The following is a 17,727-nucleotide window of genomic DNA, read 5'->3' on the forward strand; positions in this document are numbered from 1 at the left end:
GTCGCTCCCGTCAGGCCAACGTGTCCAGCGCCAGCGGTTCGATGCCCCGCGCGCGGTCGATCTTCTCGGCCACGCGGAAGGCGGCATCCAGCTCGCTGATGCCGTGCTGCTGCATCAACTGGAAGCGTTCGGCCTTCTCCTCGGGCTCGGTCATCGCCATCGCCAGGTAGAGGCTGGGCGGCACAGCGCGGAACAGCACTTCCATCGACTTGGACAGGATGACGCCCTCGCTGAACTTGCCGGCCTCCTTGCGTGCCGAGAGCATCAGCGCCTTCTGCGAAGCGTTGAGTTCGCGGAAGCGCGCGATCTTCTCGACTTCATCGGGCGGCATCGACAGGCAGATCCACCACTCGATCATGTTGAGCATGGGCTCGGCCGCTTTCGGCAGGTCGTCCAGGTTCTGCGTGGCGAGCCAGAACCAGGCGCCGAGCTTGCGCCACATCTTGGTGATCTTGACCACGTAGGGCGCAAGCAGCAGGTTCTTCGTGATGATGTGGCCTTCGTCCGTCACGTTGATGATCGGGCGGCCCAGGAACTGGTCGCGCTCGGCGATGTTGTTGACGGTGTTGATGAGCGAGATGTAGGCAATCGAGAGTTGGGCGTTGTAGCCCTCGCGCGCGAAGGTGGCGAGATCCACGATGGTGATGTCCGCCTCGGGCCACGGCGTGCCGGACCGGTCGAACATCTCGCCGTCCACGCCCTGGCAGAACATATCCATGGCGTCGGCCATCTCCAGCAGCCGTGCGCGCCGCATCTCCGGCAGCGTCGCATCGCGGGCGCGCTCGCGCAGCGCGTCGCGCACATCGCGGGTCAGTACCGTGCGCTTCTCCGCTACGCAGCGCTGTGCCGCATCGAGAATGCACTGGCGGATCAGGCTGCGGTCGGCGCGCGTCATGCGCGCTTCTTCCTTGTCCTCGCCGCCGGTGATCATCAGTCGTGCAGTGATCTCCAGCTCGCCGAGCACGTCGCGCTGCTCGTCGCCCTCCACGGCCATGCCGGCATCGGTCTGGTCTTCGTCGAGCGCATCGGCGTCCAGCGTCTGTACCTGGCTCGGCGTATCGACCAGGCGCCAGGCGTCGGCGAACGGAGCCAGACTGACGCCCGCGCCGGGTGCAAGTTTCACCCGATGCACGGTGAGACCCAGCCGTGCCGCGAAGTCGCCAAACAGGCCGAAGCTGTTGCCCGCCTCGACGATGAACAGGCGCGGCCGATAGATCGCCGTGACCTGGTTCAGGATGTTGTTGAGCGTCGCGCTCTTGCCCGAACCCGTGGGGCCGAACAGGAACAGGTGCGCGTTCATCTGCCGGTCGAGGCGGTTCAACGGATCGAAGGTGATCGGACCGCCGCCGCCGCGGTTGAAGAACGTGATGCCCGGATGCCCCGTGCCCTGGCTGCGGCCCCAGACCGGCGCCAGGTTCGCCGCGTGTTGCGCGAACATGAGCTGGGTGTACCACTGGCGCTTGTCGGCCGCCGGATCGAACACACACGGCAGCCAGCGCAGATAGCTGTTCAGCGGCGCCACCTCGTCCTCTTCGCGTACCGGTTGCAGACCGGCGTTGAGCATCACGTTGACGAGCTGCAGGCCGCGCGCATCGAGCTGGGCCAGGTCGCGGCCGCGCAGGTAGAACGCCAGCGCGCCGCGGTAGAGCTTGTGCGCGCTGCCGATCAGGCCGCGCGCCTGCTGCACGTCCTGCCGGGTCTGCTCCGAGGCCAGGGTCTCGCCGGCGGCCTTCCTGGCGAGGTGGTTTAGGTGCGCCTCCAGCACGTCCTGGGGCGTGGCGACCAGCGTCAGGCACATCATCGTGTCCTCGGGCATCTGGTCGAACAGCGCGTTCATGGCATCGCCGCCCTTGCGCGTCTCGCCCGTCAGATGGCCCGTCACGGGTGGCGTGCGCAGGCGATCCATCACGATCACCCGATGCGGCATGCCGTCGAAGAACCACAGGCCGTTTGGCACGTCCGAGCGGGGCTGGCCGAAGAACAGGCGCTGCGCGAAGTCGGTGCCGCTGGCGAGTTCGATCTCGCCCTCCTCCCGCTCTTCCGGGTAGCGGGTCAGCGCGTAGAAGCGTTCCCGGTCTTCGGCAGTGGCGCCGAGCAAGGTCGGATTCGGGTTGAACCACCGCAGCAGCCAGGCGTGGATGTCCGCCGCGCCGAGCCGTCGGGCTTTCACGCCGGCATTCGCCAGCCCGCCGGCGAGGCGGTCGCAGATCGTGGTCAGCGCCTGCTCGGGCGACTGGCTGCGCCGCGGGGTTGAGGCCGCGGACGTGCGGCGGTAGACCACCATGCGCACGCGCCGGACCTGGCCGCGCCACGGCAGGCGCGTCACCGTGGTGTCCTCGAACAGGCCACCCGGCTTGGCGATGGCCCGCAGGTGATGGGCGAAGAAGCGCAGGTAGAAGTCGCTGAACGCACTTCCCTGCGCACGCGGCTGCAGATAGTTCGCCAGGGAGCGCAGATAGTTGGCCCAGTCGGCCTCGTCCTGGGCGTAGAGCTGCACCACCCAGGGGTTGTCGTCCAACTCGTCGAAGGAGTCCTGCAGGGCGTTCTCCAGCGCATCGCGCGCCTGCCATAGCCAGGCCATCTCGCGGCCCTCGGTGCCGACCGGCGCCAGCTCGAAGAAGGCCGCCACCGACTGGCCATCTTCCAGCAACATGCACTTGGTCCCGGGCAGGTACTCGACCCAGGGCAGCAAGTCCGCGAACGACGGCGCGACGCCATAGAGCGCATCGTGGTCGGCCTGGGTGGCCGGCCTGCGCCGGCCCCGGCCGAGCGCGCTGCCCGGCTCGGCGACACCCTGTGCCGCCAGCGCCGTTACGTGCCGTGCCCAGGCATCATCGGCCGCATCCGCGGCGTCAACAGGCGATGCGTCGGGCTTGCGTGACCACGGCAGCGACCAGGCCATCAGTAGTCCTCCACGCGCTCGCCCGGCATCGCGTACTGCACGCGCTGGTAGAGCGGGAACACCGTGCTGTAGCCGGGCACCGGCACAGGGTCGGTGCCCGCCAGGTGCGGGAACACGTACATCACCAGGTCGGGGTTCGGCAGGCGGTGGAACTGGCGGTAAATCTCGTTCTGCGCGGTGCGGGTGTAGCGCGCCTGCACGCCGGGCGCCGCCTGTACATCGGCATCGGCCAGCGGCCGGCGCAGGCCCTGGCGCGCATCGAGCAGTTGCCGCGCGGCCTGGCCGCCGCCCGCGCTGCCGCCGGTTTCCTGATGCCAGATGTCGAGCATGGTGCTGTCGCCGTGTGGCAGCAGCTTCTCCTTGCTGGTGGCGCAGCCGCCGAGCAGGGTGGCCGCCAGCAGGACGGCGGCCGCGTCAATCCAGATCCGAGGCATGGGCTTCTCCGGTGCGGTGGTGGACCCGACGCCCTTTGGCGTCGTAGTCGATGTCGAGCGGCTGCTCCAGATGCACGGCCACTTTGGCGCCCGGCTGCACGTAGACCGCCGCGAAGGCCTGGCCGTAGAGCTTGTTGACCCAATCGGCCATGTCGCGCACGCCGCCCGCGAGGATGCGGCCCATCGCTTCATTGCCGCTGATGCCGACGGTGCCCAGCGAGCCGTTGCTGTTGGCGACCACGGCCACGCTGCCGTTGTCGGACTTGATGAGCGAGGCCGCGCCAGCGCCGGCTGCGGTGATGAGCGCCTGGCTGCCCAGGTACTGCTGGGCGTTGCTGCGCCGCTCGCCGCTGACGCAGGGAATGCCGTAGGGGTCGCTGATCCAGCCCAGGCCGCCCTGGATGCTGGCGCCGTTGTGCCCCGAGTTGCCGCTGTTGCTGCCGCCCTTGCTGCTGTCCTCCGGCACCGTGCGGATGGTGCCGTCCTGGAACACGAACGTGACCGAGCGGATTTGCCCGCGCACGCACGAGAGCGTCCAGTCGCCCGAGGCCGTGCCGCTGACCACGGCGCCGGCCACGTCGGGGATGTCGATGCCGTTGGCCGTGAGGTTGTCCAGGCCGATCAACACCTTGAACGGGTACGGGTCGTTGACGGTTCCGTCGATCGGCACGCGCCCGATCAGCGCCGTCATGGCAATCGACCCCATGAGCGTCGAGTTCGACGGCACGGTGTAGACCGCCTTCGTGGATGCGCCCACCGCGCGGCTGCCGACGTCGGCGACGGATTCCACTGCGGCCGACAGGCTTTTCTGGGCCGGCCCGAAGCTCAGGGGAAAGCTCGGCTCCTTGCTGCCGTTCTTGGCGTCGACCTTGGCATCGTCGGGCTCGACCCACTGCGTGCCACTGGTGCCGCGGTTGAAGCGCTTGCCGTCACCTTCTTCCAGCCCCAGCCCGACGGGCAGGTCGGACGGGCCGCCCTTGCCGGAAAGGCCGTCCAGTTGCCGCTGCAGATCCTGCAGCAGCCCCTGGGTCTGCTGCCTGTCGCTGGCCACCTGATTGCGTTCCTGCTCCAGGCGGTTGCGTTCGCCTTCCAGCGCGCTCTGGATGCGTTGGTCGATCGCGCTTTCCCGCGCACGCAGGCGCTCGTTCTCGGCCTTGTGCTGCTTGTTGTCGCCGAGTGCGCTCTGCAGCTCGGTGCGCAACTGCTTCACCTGGGCCACCAGCGTGGCGACGGTATCGCGCGGCGTGTCGCCAGCGATGCCCAGGGCTTTCATCTCCTCGGGCGTGAGCGTACCGGCCGCGCCCTTGGGGGCGGGCTGGCCGCCGGGGGCGCCGGAGAACAGCTTGATGCCGACGAACACCAGCAGCAGCGCCATCGGGATCAGCAGCCACTTGAGCAGCGGATTACTCTTCATCGCGCGCTCCTCCGGTCGAGCCGGCCGCGGCGGCCGGCGGCAGGTTCACGCTGGCGTCGATCGGGCTCAGCGCCGGCAGCAGCGACTCGGCCAGGCCGTGGCCGCGCGTGACCAGATAGAGCACCGTGGTGTCGGACGGGGTACCGGCCGGCCCCAGGTTCGGATGCTGGAAGGTCGCCGCCACGAAGTTCCCCTGCAGGGCGCGCGGGTCGAGGTCGAGCCAGCGCGCCGAGGTGTTGGTGAGTCGCACGGCCGTCACCCACTGGTCTTCCAGGCGCCACGCGACCAGTGCCCGCGCGTGCACCGGCAGCGTCGGCAGCAAGGTGTCCAGCGCGAGGCCGCGGCGCAGGTTCACGCGCCCGATGCCGGCGACCGGCTCGACGGTGCGCAGCGGCGCGTACAGGCTCTGCGCGGCATGGCGCGTCAGCACGACCGGTGCCGGCGTTTCGCGCCGGAGAAGGGGTTTGTCCGCGGGCGCATCGGCCTGCTCGTCCGCGCCGCTTGCTGCACCGCCGCCGTAGCGCTTCGCGGGGGCTTCCGCTTCCACGATGCGCACCGGCTCCAGCGGCGCCTGGCCGTCCTTCGCCGGCTCGGCGGCGATGTCGAGCAGGATCAGCGCGCCGGATTCCACGTCCTGCAGTTGCAGCCGCGTGGGCGGAATCGGCTCGCTCGCCCGCAGGTAGATCGCGCCGCCCGCACTCTGCACACGTAGATGGTCGCCGACGCTTGCCGGCACGCCGACGCGCACATTGCGGTCGATGAAGACCACGCGCTCCTGACCGACCACCAGCGGCACCGGCAGGGGCAGACGCTCCCAGCGCAGGATTTCCACGGCCTGGCTGGCCGGCACGAAACCGAGGATCAGCAGGACGCCGGCCAGGGCCGACAAGGCAATGGGCTTCATGGGGAGTCTCCCTGCAGGTGGCCGGAGGCGTTGGCGGGCGCGCCGGCCTGGGTCGGCGTCGGCGGCGGTTCGATGCGCTGGGGTGCGCTGGCGTAGCAGTCCAGCGCCAGGCCGAAGGGGTTGCGCTCGGGGTCGATGTCCAGCCGGACGACCTTGATGGGGTAGCGCACCAGAGCGCGCTTGACCTGCTCGGAGCCGTAGTATTCGTCCGCGCTCACGTCGAGCGTGACGATCCAATCGCGGTCGGAAACCACCTTGACGCGCGTGGCCGGATCATCGCCGTAGCCGCGGCCGGGAATCTCGTAGATGCCGCGCACGCGCTGACGCAGCTCGCCACTGGCACGCCGGTACTCGTAGTCCTGCTGCAGGAAGGCCCGGCAGCTCGGCGTCAGGTAGGCCGACAGCGCGCGCAGGTTGCGCGGGTAGTCTTCTTCGCCGTTCGTGGGCCAGCGCTGTACCTGCTGCCAGATGTAGAAGGAGAAGGCATACACGCTCTCGGGCGGCACGTCCCACCACTTGCGCGTGCTGCCCGAGCGCAAGTCCGGCGGCACATGGATGGTCAGACTCTTCGGCGCACTCCACCAACCGAAGCCGAGCAGCAGCGCCACCACGAACAACGCGCCGGCCCCCAGACGCAACGTCTTCACGTGCGCCTGCAGGTGCGCAACCTCGTTCTTGAAACGGCTCATGGCGTACCTCGATCGGCATTGCGCCGGGTAGTCCAGTAGCCCGAGCGGGTGATGAGGCGCTGGCCGCCCAGGAGCGCTGCCAGCGCCGGGTGCCGCAATGCCAGCCGCCACTGGAGCTGCCGGTAGAGCCAGGTGTCGGGCCGGCCGCGCTTCTGCGCGCGCAGGAAGCCGCCACCGACGAAGACGCCCAGCGCGATACCGGCGACGATCAGCGTGGGCACCACGGCGATGCTGTGCGTGAGCCAGGCCAGCGGCAGGCCGAGCGCGAACCCGGCGGCGGCCGACAGGCCGGTGCAGATCCACAACTCGTCGGCGGTCAGCCCGCGCACGACCACCGGCTGGCGGTTCAGCCGATGCGGCAGGAAGGTCACCAGCGTGTCTTGCGGGGTCTCCGAAGGGACGGCCATCGCTTGCCGCCCTCACAGCACGCCGGTGGCCTTGGTGAGCAGCCAGATGCCGACCACCAGGAGGATCGCGCCCACGGCGACCGTCAGGCCGAACTGTCCCCAGGTGGCGCGGCCGGTGTGGATCTCCGAGTAGCGCGTGTAGGCGTGATAGCAGACGCCGACGAACATTGAGGCGACCACGAGCAGCGCGATCAGCAGCACGATGTCGTAGCCGTAGTTCTGCAAGGTCTGCAGGATGCCGCTGCCCTGGCCGCGCGATGGGTCTTCCATGGTCGGCAGGCCCTGCGCGAAGGCCGACAGCGGCAGGCCCGCGAGCGCCAGCGGCAGCAGCGGAGCGGCGATGCGGGACGGAATGCGATGGGATGTCGTTGGAGTGTTCATGGCGTATGGCCCTTCGTGACGGTCAGGAGAGGAGAAAGAAGGTCAGCACCAGGTACATCGCCACGAAGCGCACGACGACGGCGAGGAACTGACGTTCAGTGATGCGGTGCTCGGCCCAGCCGACGTAGGCGGTGCGCATGGCCCACACGCCCCACAGCAGCAACACGGCGAACACGAAAGCGAGCACCACGGCAGAGACGGCCGAAGGCGCAAAGCCGCCGTTGGCCTGGAAGGCGGCGACCTGATCGGCAGAGGGCGTCATGGCGACGGCTCCTCGTCGTCGGCGCGGTCGCGGCGGACGTAATCGCCGGCCAGCGGGACGGGATCGCGCAGCTGGGCGCGCTGGGGCACGAGGTAGTCCTGCAGGCCGGCGCGAACGCGCTTCAGGTCGGCACGCAATCGGGCGTAGTCGAAGTGGTAGCGGGCGCGTTCCTGCGGAGCGGTACCGGCGGCGTGCTCGGCGAGGCGGTCGATCAGGTCGAGTTGGCGGGCGAGGGCCGCCAGTTGCTCGTGTTCAGCGGCGACACCGCCGGCCGATGCGGGCGATGCGCCGGCCAGCGCGATGGTCAGCGCCAAGGCCAGAGCCGGCACACGGCGCCAGGCGCTCGTCAGGTTGCCAAGGGGTGTCATCACGCCGTTCCACAGTCGTCTGGATGGCGGGATGCTGCGGCGTGAAGCTTGGGTGTGCCGCAAAGAATCGGAACGGGCGGTGCACCGGATTTGCCTCGATGGTTGGCGTAGCGCCGTTTCCGGACAAGGGCCGGGAGTCCAGGACCTGGCTGCTAGCTAGAGCAAGACGGGCCGGTCACTGATGTGGAAACCCTGCTGGCGCGGTGCGCCTACTTCTCTCCGCTGGCCGAGGTCGTCACCGCGGTGGCGGCTTGACGCGACGTGGCGCTCGCCCCCGTGGTGGGGCTATCCCCTCACGAACTGGATGACCTCACGCCGGCGAACTGCGCATTTAACTGTTCAGCATTGCACTGGTTTGCTCTACACTTGCCAGGATTGTCACTACCGCCTGTGCCACCCTCACCGGGTGGGGAAGCAATGAAAGACGAGCCCGGACAGATATTGACCCTCGATGAAGTGGCTGCCTACCTCAAGGTGGGCAAGCGCACGGTCTATCGCTTGGCAGCAGCCAAGAAGATTCCGGCCTTTAAGGTGGGCGGGATATGGCGCTTCTCCCGTGCGGATATCGACGGCTGGATCAAACAGCAGTCATCGGGCGATCAGCAGCAAGGCGGGGATGATCTGTTGAAAGGGGGGCGCCGGTCATGAAACTGATCCACAACACGGGCGCAGACCGCGTCATCGACCTAATGCGCCCCCACCTAAAGCATGGCAACCAGCTCGGCTGCGTGACCCCGTCGTTCTCCCTCTTCGCGTTTGCAGAGTTGCGAGATGCGCTCACGGCGCTGGAACGCGTCCAGCTCGTTCTGCCTCCCGGCGACGCGGAGTTGGGGTTCTTGGGTGTCGAAGGCGATCGTGCCGCACGCAACCGCCTACAGGTCCGGTGGCTAGCCAACCAGTGTGCGAAATGGATCGGCGACAAGGTCGACTTGCGCCGAGCTGCGGGCCCGGTGCCGCAAGGGGCGGCAGTCATACGAAATGGTCAAGAGCAGCCGGAGCAGGTGGTTCTCGGTTCCTTTGCTTTCAGCACCGATGGGCTCGGCTTGACTCCGGGAAACCCATTGAGCTTGATCCAGGTTTCCGAATCGGCCGATGAGGCCGCGCAACTTGCCAGATGGTTCGATCATCAATGGTCCGCTCTGCGGACTCACTCTGCAGACGCCAGCAGTGGGCGTGAAGTTTTACTCGAAGCTCTCCGCACGATTGGCGAGCACCGCGACCCCTTCTCCTTGTATGCACTCATCCTGCATCACCTGTTTCGCGACAGTGGCGATGAAATGGACGAGGAGCGCATCGTCAAGTCCGCCACGGGTATCCGCAATACGGTGGTGTGGAAGAAGCTCTTCAAATTCCAGCGTGATGGTGTGGTCGGCGCCATCGACAAGCTCAACCGCTTCGGCGGCTGCATCATCGCCGACAGCGTGGGCCTCGGCAAAACCTTCGAGGCCCTGGCGATCATCAAGTACCACGAGCTGCGCAACGATCGCGTGCTGGTACTGGCACCCAAGCGCTTGCGCGACAACTGGACGCTCTACAAGGCCAACGACAAGCGCAACGTCCTGGCGGCCGACCGCTTCAACTACGATGTCCTGAACCACACCGATCTCTCGCGCGACGGCGGCACGTCTGGCGACATCGATCTGTCGCACGTGAACTGGGGCAACTACGACCTGGTGGTGATCGATGAGTCCCACAACTTCCGCAATAAGGCCACGCACAAGGGCAAGGAGTCCCGCTACGACCGTCTGATGCGACGGATCATCAAGGAAGGTGTCAAGACACGGGTCTTGATGCTGTCGGCCACGCCCGTCAATAGCCGCCTGGCCGACCTGCGCAACCAGATCGCCTTCGTCACGGAGGGCGACGACACCGCCTTGCTGGAACACGGCATCGCCAGCATCGAGGCGACCACCCGCAAGGCGCAGACCCAGTTCAACCGCTGGTTGAACCTCGACGAGTCCGAGAAGACACCCGCGAGGCTGGTCGAGATGCTGGGCTTCGACTACTTCACCCTACTGGATCACCTCACCATCGCCCGCTCGCGCAAGCACATCGAGAAGTACTACGGCACCAGCGAGACGGGCCGCTTCCCGGATCGTCTGCCACCGATCAACATTAAGGCCGACGTGGACCGTGCCGGCGAGTTCCGCAGCATCCGGGACATCAACCTAGAGATCCGGCGGCTCAATCTGGCCAGCTATGCGCCATTGCGCTACGTCCTGCCCCACAAACAGGCCGCCTATGACGCGAAGTACAGCACTCAGATCCGCGGGGGTGAAAGCTTCTTCCGCCAGGTGGACCGCGAAGAGAGCCTGATCCACCTCCTGCGAGTCAACGTGCTCAAGCGCATGGAAAGCGCGGTGTCTTCCTTCACCCTGACCGTCGAGCGCCAGCTTCGCGACGTGGAGACCACGCTCGCACGCATTGAGGCTTCTGCTTCCGACATCGAGGAAATCGACATCGCCGACGTCGACATCGATGACCCCGCCTTCGAGACCTTGCTGGTCGGGCGCAAGGTCAAGGTACTGCTCAGCGACGTCGACCTCATCCGTTGGAAACAAGACCTGATCGAAGACCGTAACCGTCTGGCCACCCTGCTGGCCGCAGCCAAGCAGGTCGATGCTGCCCGGGACGCCAAGCTGGCCGCCTTGCGCAACATGATCGAGGACAAATGCCGCAACCCGATCAATGCCGGCAACCGCAAGTTCATCGTCTTCACCGCCTTCGCGGACACCGCCGAATACCTCTACGCGCAACTGGCGCCGTGGGCGAAGGCCACGCTCGGCATCGAGTCGGCGCTCGTTACCGGTTCGGGCCGAAATCAGAGCACGCTGCCACATCTGCGCAAGGACCTGGCGTCCATCCTTACGGCGTTCTCGCCGCGCTCCAAGGAGCGGCCGGCGGATTTGGCCGACGAGGGCGAGCTGGACCTGCTCTTCGCCACCGACTGCATTTCCGAAGGCCAGAACCTGCAGGACTGCGACTGGCTGATCAACTACGACATCCACTGGAACCCGGTGCGCATCATCCAGCGCTTCGGCCGGATCGACCGCATCGGCTCGCCCAACGAACGCATCCAGCTGGTTAACTTCTGGCCCAACATGGAGCTGGAGGAATACATCAATCTGGAACAGCGCGTCAGCGGCCGCATGGTGCTGCTCGACGTCTCCGCCACCGGTGAGGAAAACCTCATCGAGCAACAGTCCGGCAACCCGATGAACGATCTGGAGTACCGGCGCAAGCAGCTGCTCAAGCTGCAGGACACGGTAATCGACCTGGAAGACCTGTCCACCGGCGTATCAATTACCGACCTGACGCTCACCGACTTCCGCATCGATCTGGCCCAGCACCTCAAGGCGCATCCCGGCAAACTGGACAAGCAGCCGCTGGGGGCCTACGCCGTCACCACCAGCATCGACGCCGACATTCCGCCTGGTGTGATCTTCTGCCTGCGCGCCGAGGGCCCGGCGGCACACAAAGCCAAGGAATCGGACTACCCCTTGGCACCCCATTACCTCGTCCATGTCGGCGACGACGGTGCCGTGTTGCTGCCCTACACGCAGGCCAAACGCATTCTCGACCGGCTCAAGCGCCTGGCGCTGGGTCGCGACCTGCCCGACGCTGGCGCCTGCGCCCGCTTCGACAAAGCCACCAAGCACGGCGAAGACATGCGCCATGCGCAAAAGCTGCTCGCAGCAAGCGTAGCGTCGGTTGTCGGCAAGAACGAGGAACGCGCAGTGGCCAGTCTGTTTTCGCCAGGCGGCACGCATGCAATCAAAGGCGAGTTCGCCGGAAGCAATGACTTTGAAGTGTTGGCATTCATGGTAGCGCTGTCCCAAGAGTGAACAGGAAACATACCGAGAGAATGCGTTGAAGAATCTAGGGGACATTTATGGCTAGCGGAAAATTGCTCAGGCAATTGATCAAATCCGGCGTACAAGGGGATCTCGCCAGATTCCGTTCCGCCTCCGAAGCGGTCATCAAGGAAGAGCGCGAGAAGAACCATCATCTGCTCGCCAACGATCTCGAGCACCTGCTTTACGGCGATCAGGCCAAACCCGGTCCTGGCTCCCGCAGGCTGCATGCCGTGACCGATCTGCCCACGAACAAGGACAATGGTCTGGCGCTGCTCGAAGAGCGTGCCGTGATTCGAGAGGAAAAGGACATCATCCTCTCGGACGCCACGAAGTCGGCGCTGGATGAGATTCTGATGGAACACAACCGTGCCGATGTGTTGCGATCCTTTGGGATGCACCCCGCGCAGAAGCTCTTGTTTTGTGGGCCGCCGGGTTGCGGCAAGACGCTGGCTGCGGAGGTCATCGCGCACAGCTTGTCGATGCCACTGGTTCTGGTTCGGCTCGATTCGCTTATTTCGTCCTTCCTGGGTGAAACGGCGGCCAATCTGCGCAAAGTGTTCGACTACGTGGCGAGTCAGCCGGTGGTGGCGCTCTTCGACGAATTCGATGCGCTGACCAAAGATCGTGGCGACAGCGCCGATCACGGCGAGCTGAAGCGCTCCGTGAACGCAGTCCTGCAGATGATGGACGGCTACCGTGGGGAGAGCATCCTCATCGCCACGACCAACTACGAGTCCCTGCTGGACAAGGCGGTGTGGCGGCGTTTCGACGAGGTTCTGCGTTTCGAGCTGCCCAGTCTGGAGCAGATCAAACGCCTGCTGTCATTGAAGCTATCCGGCATTCGCCGAAATTTCGAGGCGGACGACGGCCAAGTTGCCTCGCAGTTCAAAGGAATGTCCCATGCCGACATCGAGCGCGTACTGCGCCGGGCCGTGAAGGAGATGATCCTTTCGGGGCGAGAATTCCTTGAGAAGGCCCATGTCGATACTGCGCTGGCTCGCGAATATCGCCATAAGAGCTAAGCATGGAGGGAAGTGACAGTGGGCTAGCGCCGCGCCGGTACGGTCCTGGGACGTCCAATGGTCGAAGTCCTCGATGACAAACAGGAGTTCCTTGCGCGTCACCACGCCGTCGCGGGCGAGTGTGCTGAGACGACTCTCGAACTCTGCGAGACCCTCTTCCGTCGCGAAGGCCAGCACGATGGACTCGTCTTCTTGGCTGACGATCTCAACACCGGGAATCGTGTCGAATGCAGGAACGCTTTTGTCACCGGCATGCAGCTGAATCTTGAGAAGCTTTCGATCGTCGAATCCACCCAGATCTTCTTCGCCGATCCGTTCCCGCGCCACGACGAGCTTCTGTGCCAGCATCGCGCCGTGGGCGCGGGGGTCAGCCGGCCTGAATCGAGGCCTCTTGTCCTGACGTCTATGGCGATCCGTCAGCGGCGCTTCTCTCCCCAGGCGCAGATGCTCATACGCGAGCAGGGGTTTCCCGCCGAGGAGTCCTTCACGCTCGACGTCGAACTGTGGCCCCAGGAGCGGCAAGACAGACGCCAGGCGCTCATGGAGGCGTTTTCCCGCTGGCTGCAGGAATACGGCATAGAGCGGCTGGATAGCCTCACGCAGCCTTCCCTCCTGATGGTGCGGATGCGCTGTACGCGAGAGCAAGCGGATCGGGTCCTGCGGCATCGCGACGTGCGCACGGTCGACCTTCCTCCGCGACTCGGCATTGCCGTCCAATTGCTGCTCACTGACGTCAACCAGCTTCCCGCTGTCTTGCCTCCAGATGGCGGCGCTCCGTCCGTCGCGGTACTCGATTCGGGACTGACGCCTGGACACCCCTTGCTGGGGCCGGCAGTGGGCGATGCACAAGGCTACCTTTCTCCCCATCGGACCCCGCATGACGATCAACCCTGGCACGGAACTTTTGTCGCCGGCTTGGCGCTGTATGGGGACGTGGGGGCTGCGATCCGGGACGGGCGCTTCGTCCCGCAGCTCCGGCTGTTCTCCGGAAAGGTCTTCAATGACGACGGCAACGACCAGACCGAGTTCGTCGAGAAGGCGGTGGAGGAGGCTGTGCGCGAGTTGCACGGCCAGTACGGGTGTCGTGTCTTCAATTTGAGCTATGGCGATCTCAACAAGGTCTACGACCGGCGCCACGTTCGCGGCCTGGCCTACACCCTGGATCGCCTGACGCGGGAGCTCGGTGTCCTGTTCGTGGTGCCCACCGGCAACCTGCACCTTTCCGAGCTGCCAGCCGACGCGCGAGAACGCTATCCCGACTATCTGCTTGCCGACTCCGCGCGCTTGCTCGATCCGGCCACTGCCCTGAACGCGCTCACGGTAGGCGGTATTGCACAGAACGAAGCGACGAGGGACGCGCAGCGGCATCCGAACGCCCTTGAGGATCAACCATTGGCGCGAACTGACCAGCCGTTTCCGCTCACGCGATGCGGCTTATCGATCAATGGCGCGATCAAACCCGATGTCGTCGAGCATGCCGGCAACGTCGCGCTGATGCGGGCGGTTGCACGTCCGCGGCATGCAGGGTTGGGCGTGGTCTCACTCAACGGCGGCTTTGCCGGCGGACCAGGGTTCAGCGAGGACATTGGGACGAGCTATGCTGCCCCGGTCGTCGCGCATAAGGCGGCTAGGATCGTGGCCGAACTGCCGAATGCCACACCGAACCTGTTGCGTGCGTTGATCGGCGCGCATGCCGGCTGGCCGCAAGCCTGCGAGAGCTTGCTCAACCCCGACGGCAACGGTGACGGGCGCGACAAGCTGCTGCGTCTGATCGGCTATGGGTGTGTAGAGGATGCCGCCCTCTTTCGTTCGCTGGACCACACCGTCACCTTGCTGACCGAAGAGCGCATCGGCAACGACCAGCACCATTTTTTCGAGCTGCCACTGCCTGACAGCTTCTGGGCGGGCGGCCGCCGTACGCGGGAGATAACGGTTGCCCTGGCGCACAGTCCAGCCGTCCGTACCACGCGGCTGGACTACCGCATGAGCAAACTGTGGTTCTCCGTGGTAACAGCGAGTGGCCTGGACGAGGTGACACAGGCTTTCCGTCGGAACCGTGAGCAAGGCATGGGAGAGCGCAGCAACGGTCGCTGGCTGTCCAACGACGCACGCAAGAACGGCACGTTGCAGGTTTCTCGCTGGAGCTTCAAACAGGCGCTTGCGAACGGCAACAAGGTCTTCGTGGTGGTGACTCGCCAGGACAGTCCATGGTCCAACGGCCGCGATGGCGAAGAACCCTATGCGCTCACCGTGGTACTCGCCGACCGCGAGCAGGCGAACGCCCAGCTCTATGCCCAAGTGCGTGCCGTGCTTGAAGCCCGCGTCCAGGCGCGTGCTCGTGCGAGGGTGTGACGCGAACCATGCCGCTGGACGTATCAGGATTCATCGCCTCGCTCGGTCTGCCAGACGGCTGCCGAGTCGATCAGCGCGTGCCGAAGAAGCTGCTGCTGGAGAACGGAGCCCCCACGGCTGCCGACAAGCGACTGATCGCCGATACCGTCGAGGAGATACAGTGGGTCGCGGCGCTCAAGCCGAACACCATCGGCGTGCCTGACTACCGAGACGAGTTGCGCGAGTACCTGGAGATCGCGGTGCTTGCCGTGACGCTGCGCAGCCAGCCCGGGCAAGACAAAGCCAAGCCAGCGAACGCTGCCCGCCTCGCCGAGCTGGTGCACCGCGCGGTCCCCTATCCGGTCCTGTTGCTGCTGTACTCCGGGCAGAGCATGACGCTCTCTTTGGCACATAAGCGCTGGGCACAGAACGAAGCGAGCAAAGTGGTGCTGGACGGCGGCATGGTGTCCATGTCGTTGCCCGAGGACGCGCCGTCTCTCGATGCGCTGAACGCATTTGTTCAGGTCATCGCCTTGACTCGCCAGCCTCGATCCTCGCTTTTCGCCTTGTATCAGGGGTGGATGGACAGCGCGCAGGCGCTGTTGGCGGCGAAGTTAACCGGGATGTTCAAGGCGGCCGACGGCCCCGAGCAGGCCGCTGCCCGTCGCCATGCCCTGCAGGAATGCGAGCGGCTGGAGGCCGAGGCGGCCCGCTTGCGCACGCAGGCCGGCAGGGAAAAACAACTGGCGCGACAGGTTGAACTGAACCTCGCGCTCAAGCGCGTGCTGGTCCAACTGGCTGCAGCACGCGAACAGCTTTGAAGATCGAACGAATGACGGAGAAGAAAATGCAGATCATCGACGCCGCGAGCCCACTGGCCCAGTCTGCCGACTTGGTGGCCGGCAACATCGAGCAGCTCAAGGCGCTGTTCCCGGAACTCATCACCGAAGGCCCGAACGGCGTCGCGGTAAACGTGGACGTCCTCAAGTCGCTGGTCGGCGATCGGACCGTCGCCGATGCCGACGAGAAATATGGCCTGAACTGGCATGGCAAGCGCCGCGCGCGGCAACTGGCGCTCACCCCCTCGACCGGCACCCTGCGTCCCTGCCCTGAAGCGAGCGTGGACTGGGACACCACGCAGAACCTGATGATCGAGGGCGACAACCTCGAAGTGCTCAAGCTCCTGCAGAAGAGCTATGCCGGCAAGGTCAAGTTAATCTACATCGACCCGCCGTACAACACGGGCAAGGACTTCGTGTATCCGGACAACTTCCAGGACAACATCAAGAACTACCTGGAGCTGACAGGGCAAGCCGAAGGCGGGCGCAAGGTTAGCAGCAACACTGAGGCCAGCGGGCGGTTTCACACCGACTGGTTGAACATGATCTATCCGCGCCTGAAGCTGGCGCACAGCCTGCTGCGCAACGACGGCGTGATCTTCGTCAGCATCGCCGACCACGAGATTCACAACCTGCGGGCGGTAATGAACGAGGTGTTCGGTGAAGAGAACTTCATCGCCGCGGTGATCTGGCAGAAAGTGTTTTCGCCAAAAAACTCCGCACGGCATTTCTCCGAAGACCACGACTACATCGTGGTGTATGCGAAGAACGCGGAGGTCTGGACGCCGCGCCTGCTGCCGCGTACCGAAGAAATGGAGGCGCGATACGCAAATCCTGATGACGACGCACGCGGCCCTTGGACGTCGGGGGATCTATCTGCTCGCAATTTCTACGGTGAAGGAACTTACGCTGTTACCTGCCCATCTGGCCGCGTAATCGACGGCCCTCCACCGGGAACCTACTGGCGTGTCTCCAGGGCCAAATTTGATGAACTGGATGCGGACAAACGCATCTGGTGGGGTGCAGATGGCAACAACATGCCTCGCCTTAAGCGCTTCTTGAGTGAAGTGAAATCTGGCCGTGTCCCTCAGACTCTCTGGACCTATGACGAAGTCGGGCACACACAGGAAGCAAAGAAAGAACTCCTCGCGGCCGTGACCTTCCCCAACTCCGACGTGGTCTTCGACACGCCCAAGCCCACGCGCCTGATGCGCCGCATTCTTCAATTGGCTACGGCCCCGGATTCAGCAGATCTGGTGGTGGATTTCTTCGCCGGCACCGGCACGACGATGGAAGCGGTCTATGCGCAGAACGCCGAGGACGGCGGCAAGCGCCGCTGCATCCTGGTGCAGTTGCCCGAGCCTCTGGACGGTGCCGCGGCGTCGGGCTGGAAGACCATCGCGGACGTCACCCGCGCCCGTATCCGTAGCGCCGGTAAGCGCCATCGCGAGGCCGACCCGCTCTTCACTGGCGATGTGGGCTTCCGCGTCTTCAAGCTCGACACCTCCAACATCCGCGCCTGGAATCCGGACCCGATCGATCTGGAGCAGACGCTGTTTGCCCATCAGGATCATCTGGTGGAGGGACGAACCGAGGCCGACATCCTCTACGAGCTTCTGCTCAAGCTGGGCCTCGACCTGTGCGTGCCGATCGCGAAGCGCTCGATCCATGGCAAGGACGTGCATTCGGTGGGCGGCGGCGTGCTGATGGCCTGCCTGGCAGAAAGTATTTTCCGCGACGATGTGGAGCTGCTGGCGCAAGGCATCGTCGCCTGGCTGGAGGAACTCCAGCCCGCAGGGGATACCACCTGCGTGTTCCGCGATAGCGCCTTCGCCGACGACGTGACCAAGACCAACCTCGCCGCGATCCTGGAGCAGCACGGCATCCAGAACGTGCGTAGTCTGTGAGGGTTCGGTG

Annotated in this window: 15 protein-coding genes; 6 read left to right on the top strand and 9 right to left on the bottom strand. The window is 65.3% G+C overall.

Annotated elements, in window-relative coordinates:
* Positions 1–10 precede the first annotated feature (10 nt).
* The 9 genes from WJU27_RS14485 to WJU27_RS14525 are packed head-to-tail and all read right to left on the bottom strand — an operon-like array spanning position 11 to position 7,761.
* On the bottom strand, positions 11–2,902 hold the full coding sequence (locus WJU27_RS14485) for a conjugative transfer ATPase (RefSeq protein ID WP_341422547.1): 2,892 nt from the start codon (positions 2,900–2,902) through the stop codon (positions 11–13).
* A complete protein-coding gene (locus WJU27_RS14490; RefSeq protein WP_023083166.1) occupies positions 2,902–3,336 on the bottom strand; it encodes a TIGR03751 family conjugal transfer lipoprotein in 435 nt (144 codons plus the stop codon). Before WJU27_RS14490 ends, WJU27_RS14485 begins: the two co-directional genes overlap by 1 nt.
* Positions 3,317–4,750, bottom strand: a complete 1,434-nt coding sequence (locus WJU27_RS14495) for a TIGR03752 family integrating conjugative element protein (protein ID WP_341422548.1) — start codon at positions 4,748–4,750, stop codon at positions 3,317–3,319. The genes WJU27_RS14490 and WJU27_RS14495 overlap by 20 nt, the downstream gene beginning before the upstream one ends.
* The gene (locus WJU27_RS14500) at positions 4,740–5,654 is read right to left on the bottom strand and encodes a TIGR03749 family integrating conjugative element protein (protein WP_341422549.1); all 915 of its coding nucleotides are present in this window, start codon (positions 5,652–5,654) and stop codon (positions 4,740–4,742) included. The genes WJU27_RS14495 and WJU27_RS14500 overlap by 11 nt, the downstream gene beginning before the upstream one ends.
* Entirely contained in the window at positions 5,651–6,343 is a 693-nt protein-coding gene (locus WJU27_RS14505) for a PFL_4703 family integrating conjugative element protein (protein WP_065085010.1), read from the bottom strand. The genes WJU27_RS14500 and WJU27_RS14505 overlap by 4 nt, the downstream gene beginning before the upstream one ends.
* A complete protein-coding gene (locus WJU27_RS14510) occupies positions 6,340–6,750 on the bottom strand; it encodes a TIGR03750 family conjugal transfer protein (protein WP_003294216.1) in 411 nt (136 codons plus the stop codon). The genes WJU27_RS14505 and WJU27_RS14510 overlap by 4 nt, the downstream gene beginning before the upstream one ends.
* A 12-nt stretch (positions 6,751–6,762) precedes the next feature.
* The gene (locus tag WJU27_RS14515) at positions 6,763–7,131 is read right to left on the bottom strand and encodes a TIGR03745 family integrating conjugative element membrane protein (protein WP_003294215.1); all 369 of its coding nucleotides are present in this window, start codon (positions 7,129–7,131) and stop codon (positions 6,763–6,765) included.
* Between the two features lie 22 nt (positions 7,132–7,153).
* Entirely contained in the window at positions 7,154–7,393 is a 240-nt protein-coding gene (locus WJU27_RS14520; protein WP_003140997.1) for a TIGR03758 family integrating conjugative element protein, read from the bottom strand.
* Positions 7,390–7,761, bottom strand: coding sequence for an integrative conjugative element protein, RAQPRD family (locus WJU27_RS14525; protein ID WP_341422550.1), 372 nt, complete (start codon positions 7,759–7,761; stop codon positions 7,390–7,392). The genes WJU27_RS14520 and WJU27_RS14525 overlap by 4 nt, the downstream gene beginning before the upstream one ends.
* 417 nt (positions 7,762–8,178) lie before the next feature.
* On the opposite strand from WJU27_RS14525, the gene mads1 reads away from it, so the two are divergent.
* The 6 genes from mads1 to WJU27_RS14555 are packed head-to-tail and all read left to right on the top strand — an operon-like array spanning position 8,179 to position 17,717.
* A complete protein-coding gene (gene mads1 / locus WJU27_RS14530) occupies positions 8,179–8,409 on the top strand; it encodes a methylation-associated defense system helix-turn-helix domain-containing protein MAD1 (protein WP_043496594.1) in 231 nt (76 codons plus the stop codon).
* The gene (locus tag WJU27_RS14535; protein ID WP_059301312.1) at positions 8,406–11,606 is read left to right on the top strand and encodes a helicase-related protein; all 3,201 of its coding nucleotides are present in this window, start codon (positions 8,406–8,408) and stop codon (positions 11,604–11,606) included. Before mads1 ends, WJU27_RS14535 begins: the two co-directional genes overlap by 4 nt.
* A 47-nt stretch (positions 11,607–11,653) precedes the next feature.
* Positions 11,654–12,640, top strand: coding sequence for an AAA family ATPase (locus WJU27_RS14540; RefSeq protein WP_059301310.1), 987 nt, complete (start codon positions 11,654–11,656; stop codon positions 12,638–12,640).
* Between the two features lie 57 nt (positions 12,641–12,697).
* Positions 12,698–14,992: a S8 family peptidase gene (locus WJU27_RS14545; protein WP_341422551.1), complete on the top strand. Its 2,295-nt coding sequence runs from the start codon at positions 12,698–12,700 to the stop codon at positions 14,990–14,992.
* An 8-nt stretch (positions 14,993–15,000) separates the two neighbouring features.
* Positions 15,001–15,792 (top strand): DUF4391 domain-containing protein, encoded by a 792-nt coding sequence (locus WJU27_RS14550; protein WP_252627586.1) that lies wholly within the window; start codon positions 15,001–15,003, stop codon positions 15,790–15,792.
* A 26-nt stretch (positions 15,793–15,818) separates the two neighbouring features.
* Complete coding sequence (locus tag WJU27_RS14555; RefSeq protein ID WP_252627588.1) at positions 15,819–17,717, top strand: site-specific DNA-methyltransferase; 1,899 nt, start codon at positions 15,819–15,821, stop codon at positions 17,715–17,717.
* Positions 17,718–17,727 lie beyond the last annotated feature (10 nt).

This window comes from Methyloversatilis sp. NSM2, assembly GCF_038066675.1.
Classification (GTDB): Bacteria; Pseudomonadota; Gammaproteobacteria; order Burkholderiales; family Rhodocyclaceae; genus Methyloversatilis; species Methyloversatilis discipulorum_A.

Coding starts and splice junctions, on each gene's coding strand:
- WJU27_RS14515 (WP_003294215.1), bottom strand. CDS start 7,131: ATGAACACTCCAACGACATCCCATCGCATTCCGTCCCGCATCGCCGCT.
- WJU27_RS14525 (WP_341422550.1), bottom strand. CDS start 7,761: ATGACACCCCTTGGCAACCTGACGAGCGCCTGGCGCCGTGTGCCGGCT.
- WJU27_RS14535 (WP_059301312.1), top strand. CDS start 8,406: ATGAAACTGATCCACAACACGGGCGCAGACCGCGTCATCGACCTAATG.
- WJU27_RS14555 (WP_252627588.1), top strand. CDS start 15,819: ATGCAGATCATCGACGCCGCGAGCCCACTGGCCCAGTCTGCCGACTTG.
- WJU27_RS14500 (WP_341422549.1), bottom strand. CDS start 5,654: ATGAAGCCCATTGCCTTGTCGGCCCTGGCCGGCGTCCTGCTGATCCTC.
- WJU27_RS14505 (WP_065085010.1), bottom strand. CDS start 6,343: ATGAGCCGTTTCAAGAACGAGGTTGCGCACCTGCAGGCGCACGTGAAG.
- WJU27_RS14550 (WP_252627586.1), top strand. CDS start 15,001: ATGCCGCTGGACGTATCAGGATTCATCGCCTCGCTCGGTCTGCCAGAC.
- WJU27_RS14545 (WP_341422551.1), top strand. CDS start 12,698: ATGGTCGAAGTCCTCGATGACAAACAGGAGTTCCTTGCGCGTCACCAC.
- WJU27_RS14540 (WP_059301310.1), top strand. CDS start 11,654: ATGGCTAGCGGAAAATTGCTCAGGCAATTGATCAAATCCGGCGTACAA.
- mads1 (WP_043496594.1), top strand. CDS start 8,179: ATGAAAGACGAGCCCGGACAGATATTGACCCTCGATGAAGTGGCTGCC.
- WJU27_RS14495 (WP_341422548.1), bottom strand. CDS start 4,750: ATGAAGAGTAATCCGCTGCTCAAGTGGCTGCTGATCCCGATGGCGCTG.
- WJU27_RS14510 (WP_003294216.1), bottom strand. CDS start 6,750: ATGGCCGTCCCTTCGGAGACCCCGCAAGACACGCTGGTGACCTTCCTG.
- WJU27_RS14520 (WP_003140997.1), bottom strand. CDS start 7,393: ATGACGCCCTCTGCCGATCAGGTCGCCGCCTTCCAGGCCAACGGCGGC.
- WJU27_RS14490 (WP_023083166.1), bottom strand. CDS start 3,336: ATGCCTCGGATCTGGATTGACGCGGCCGCCGTCCTGCTGGCGGCCACC.
- WJU27_RS14485 (WP_341422547.1), bottom strand. CDS start 2,902: ATGGCCTGGTCGCTGCCGTGGTCACGCAAGCCCGACGCATCGCCTGTT.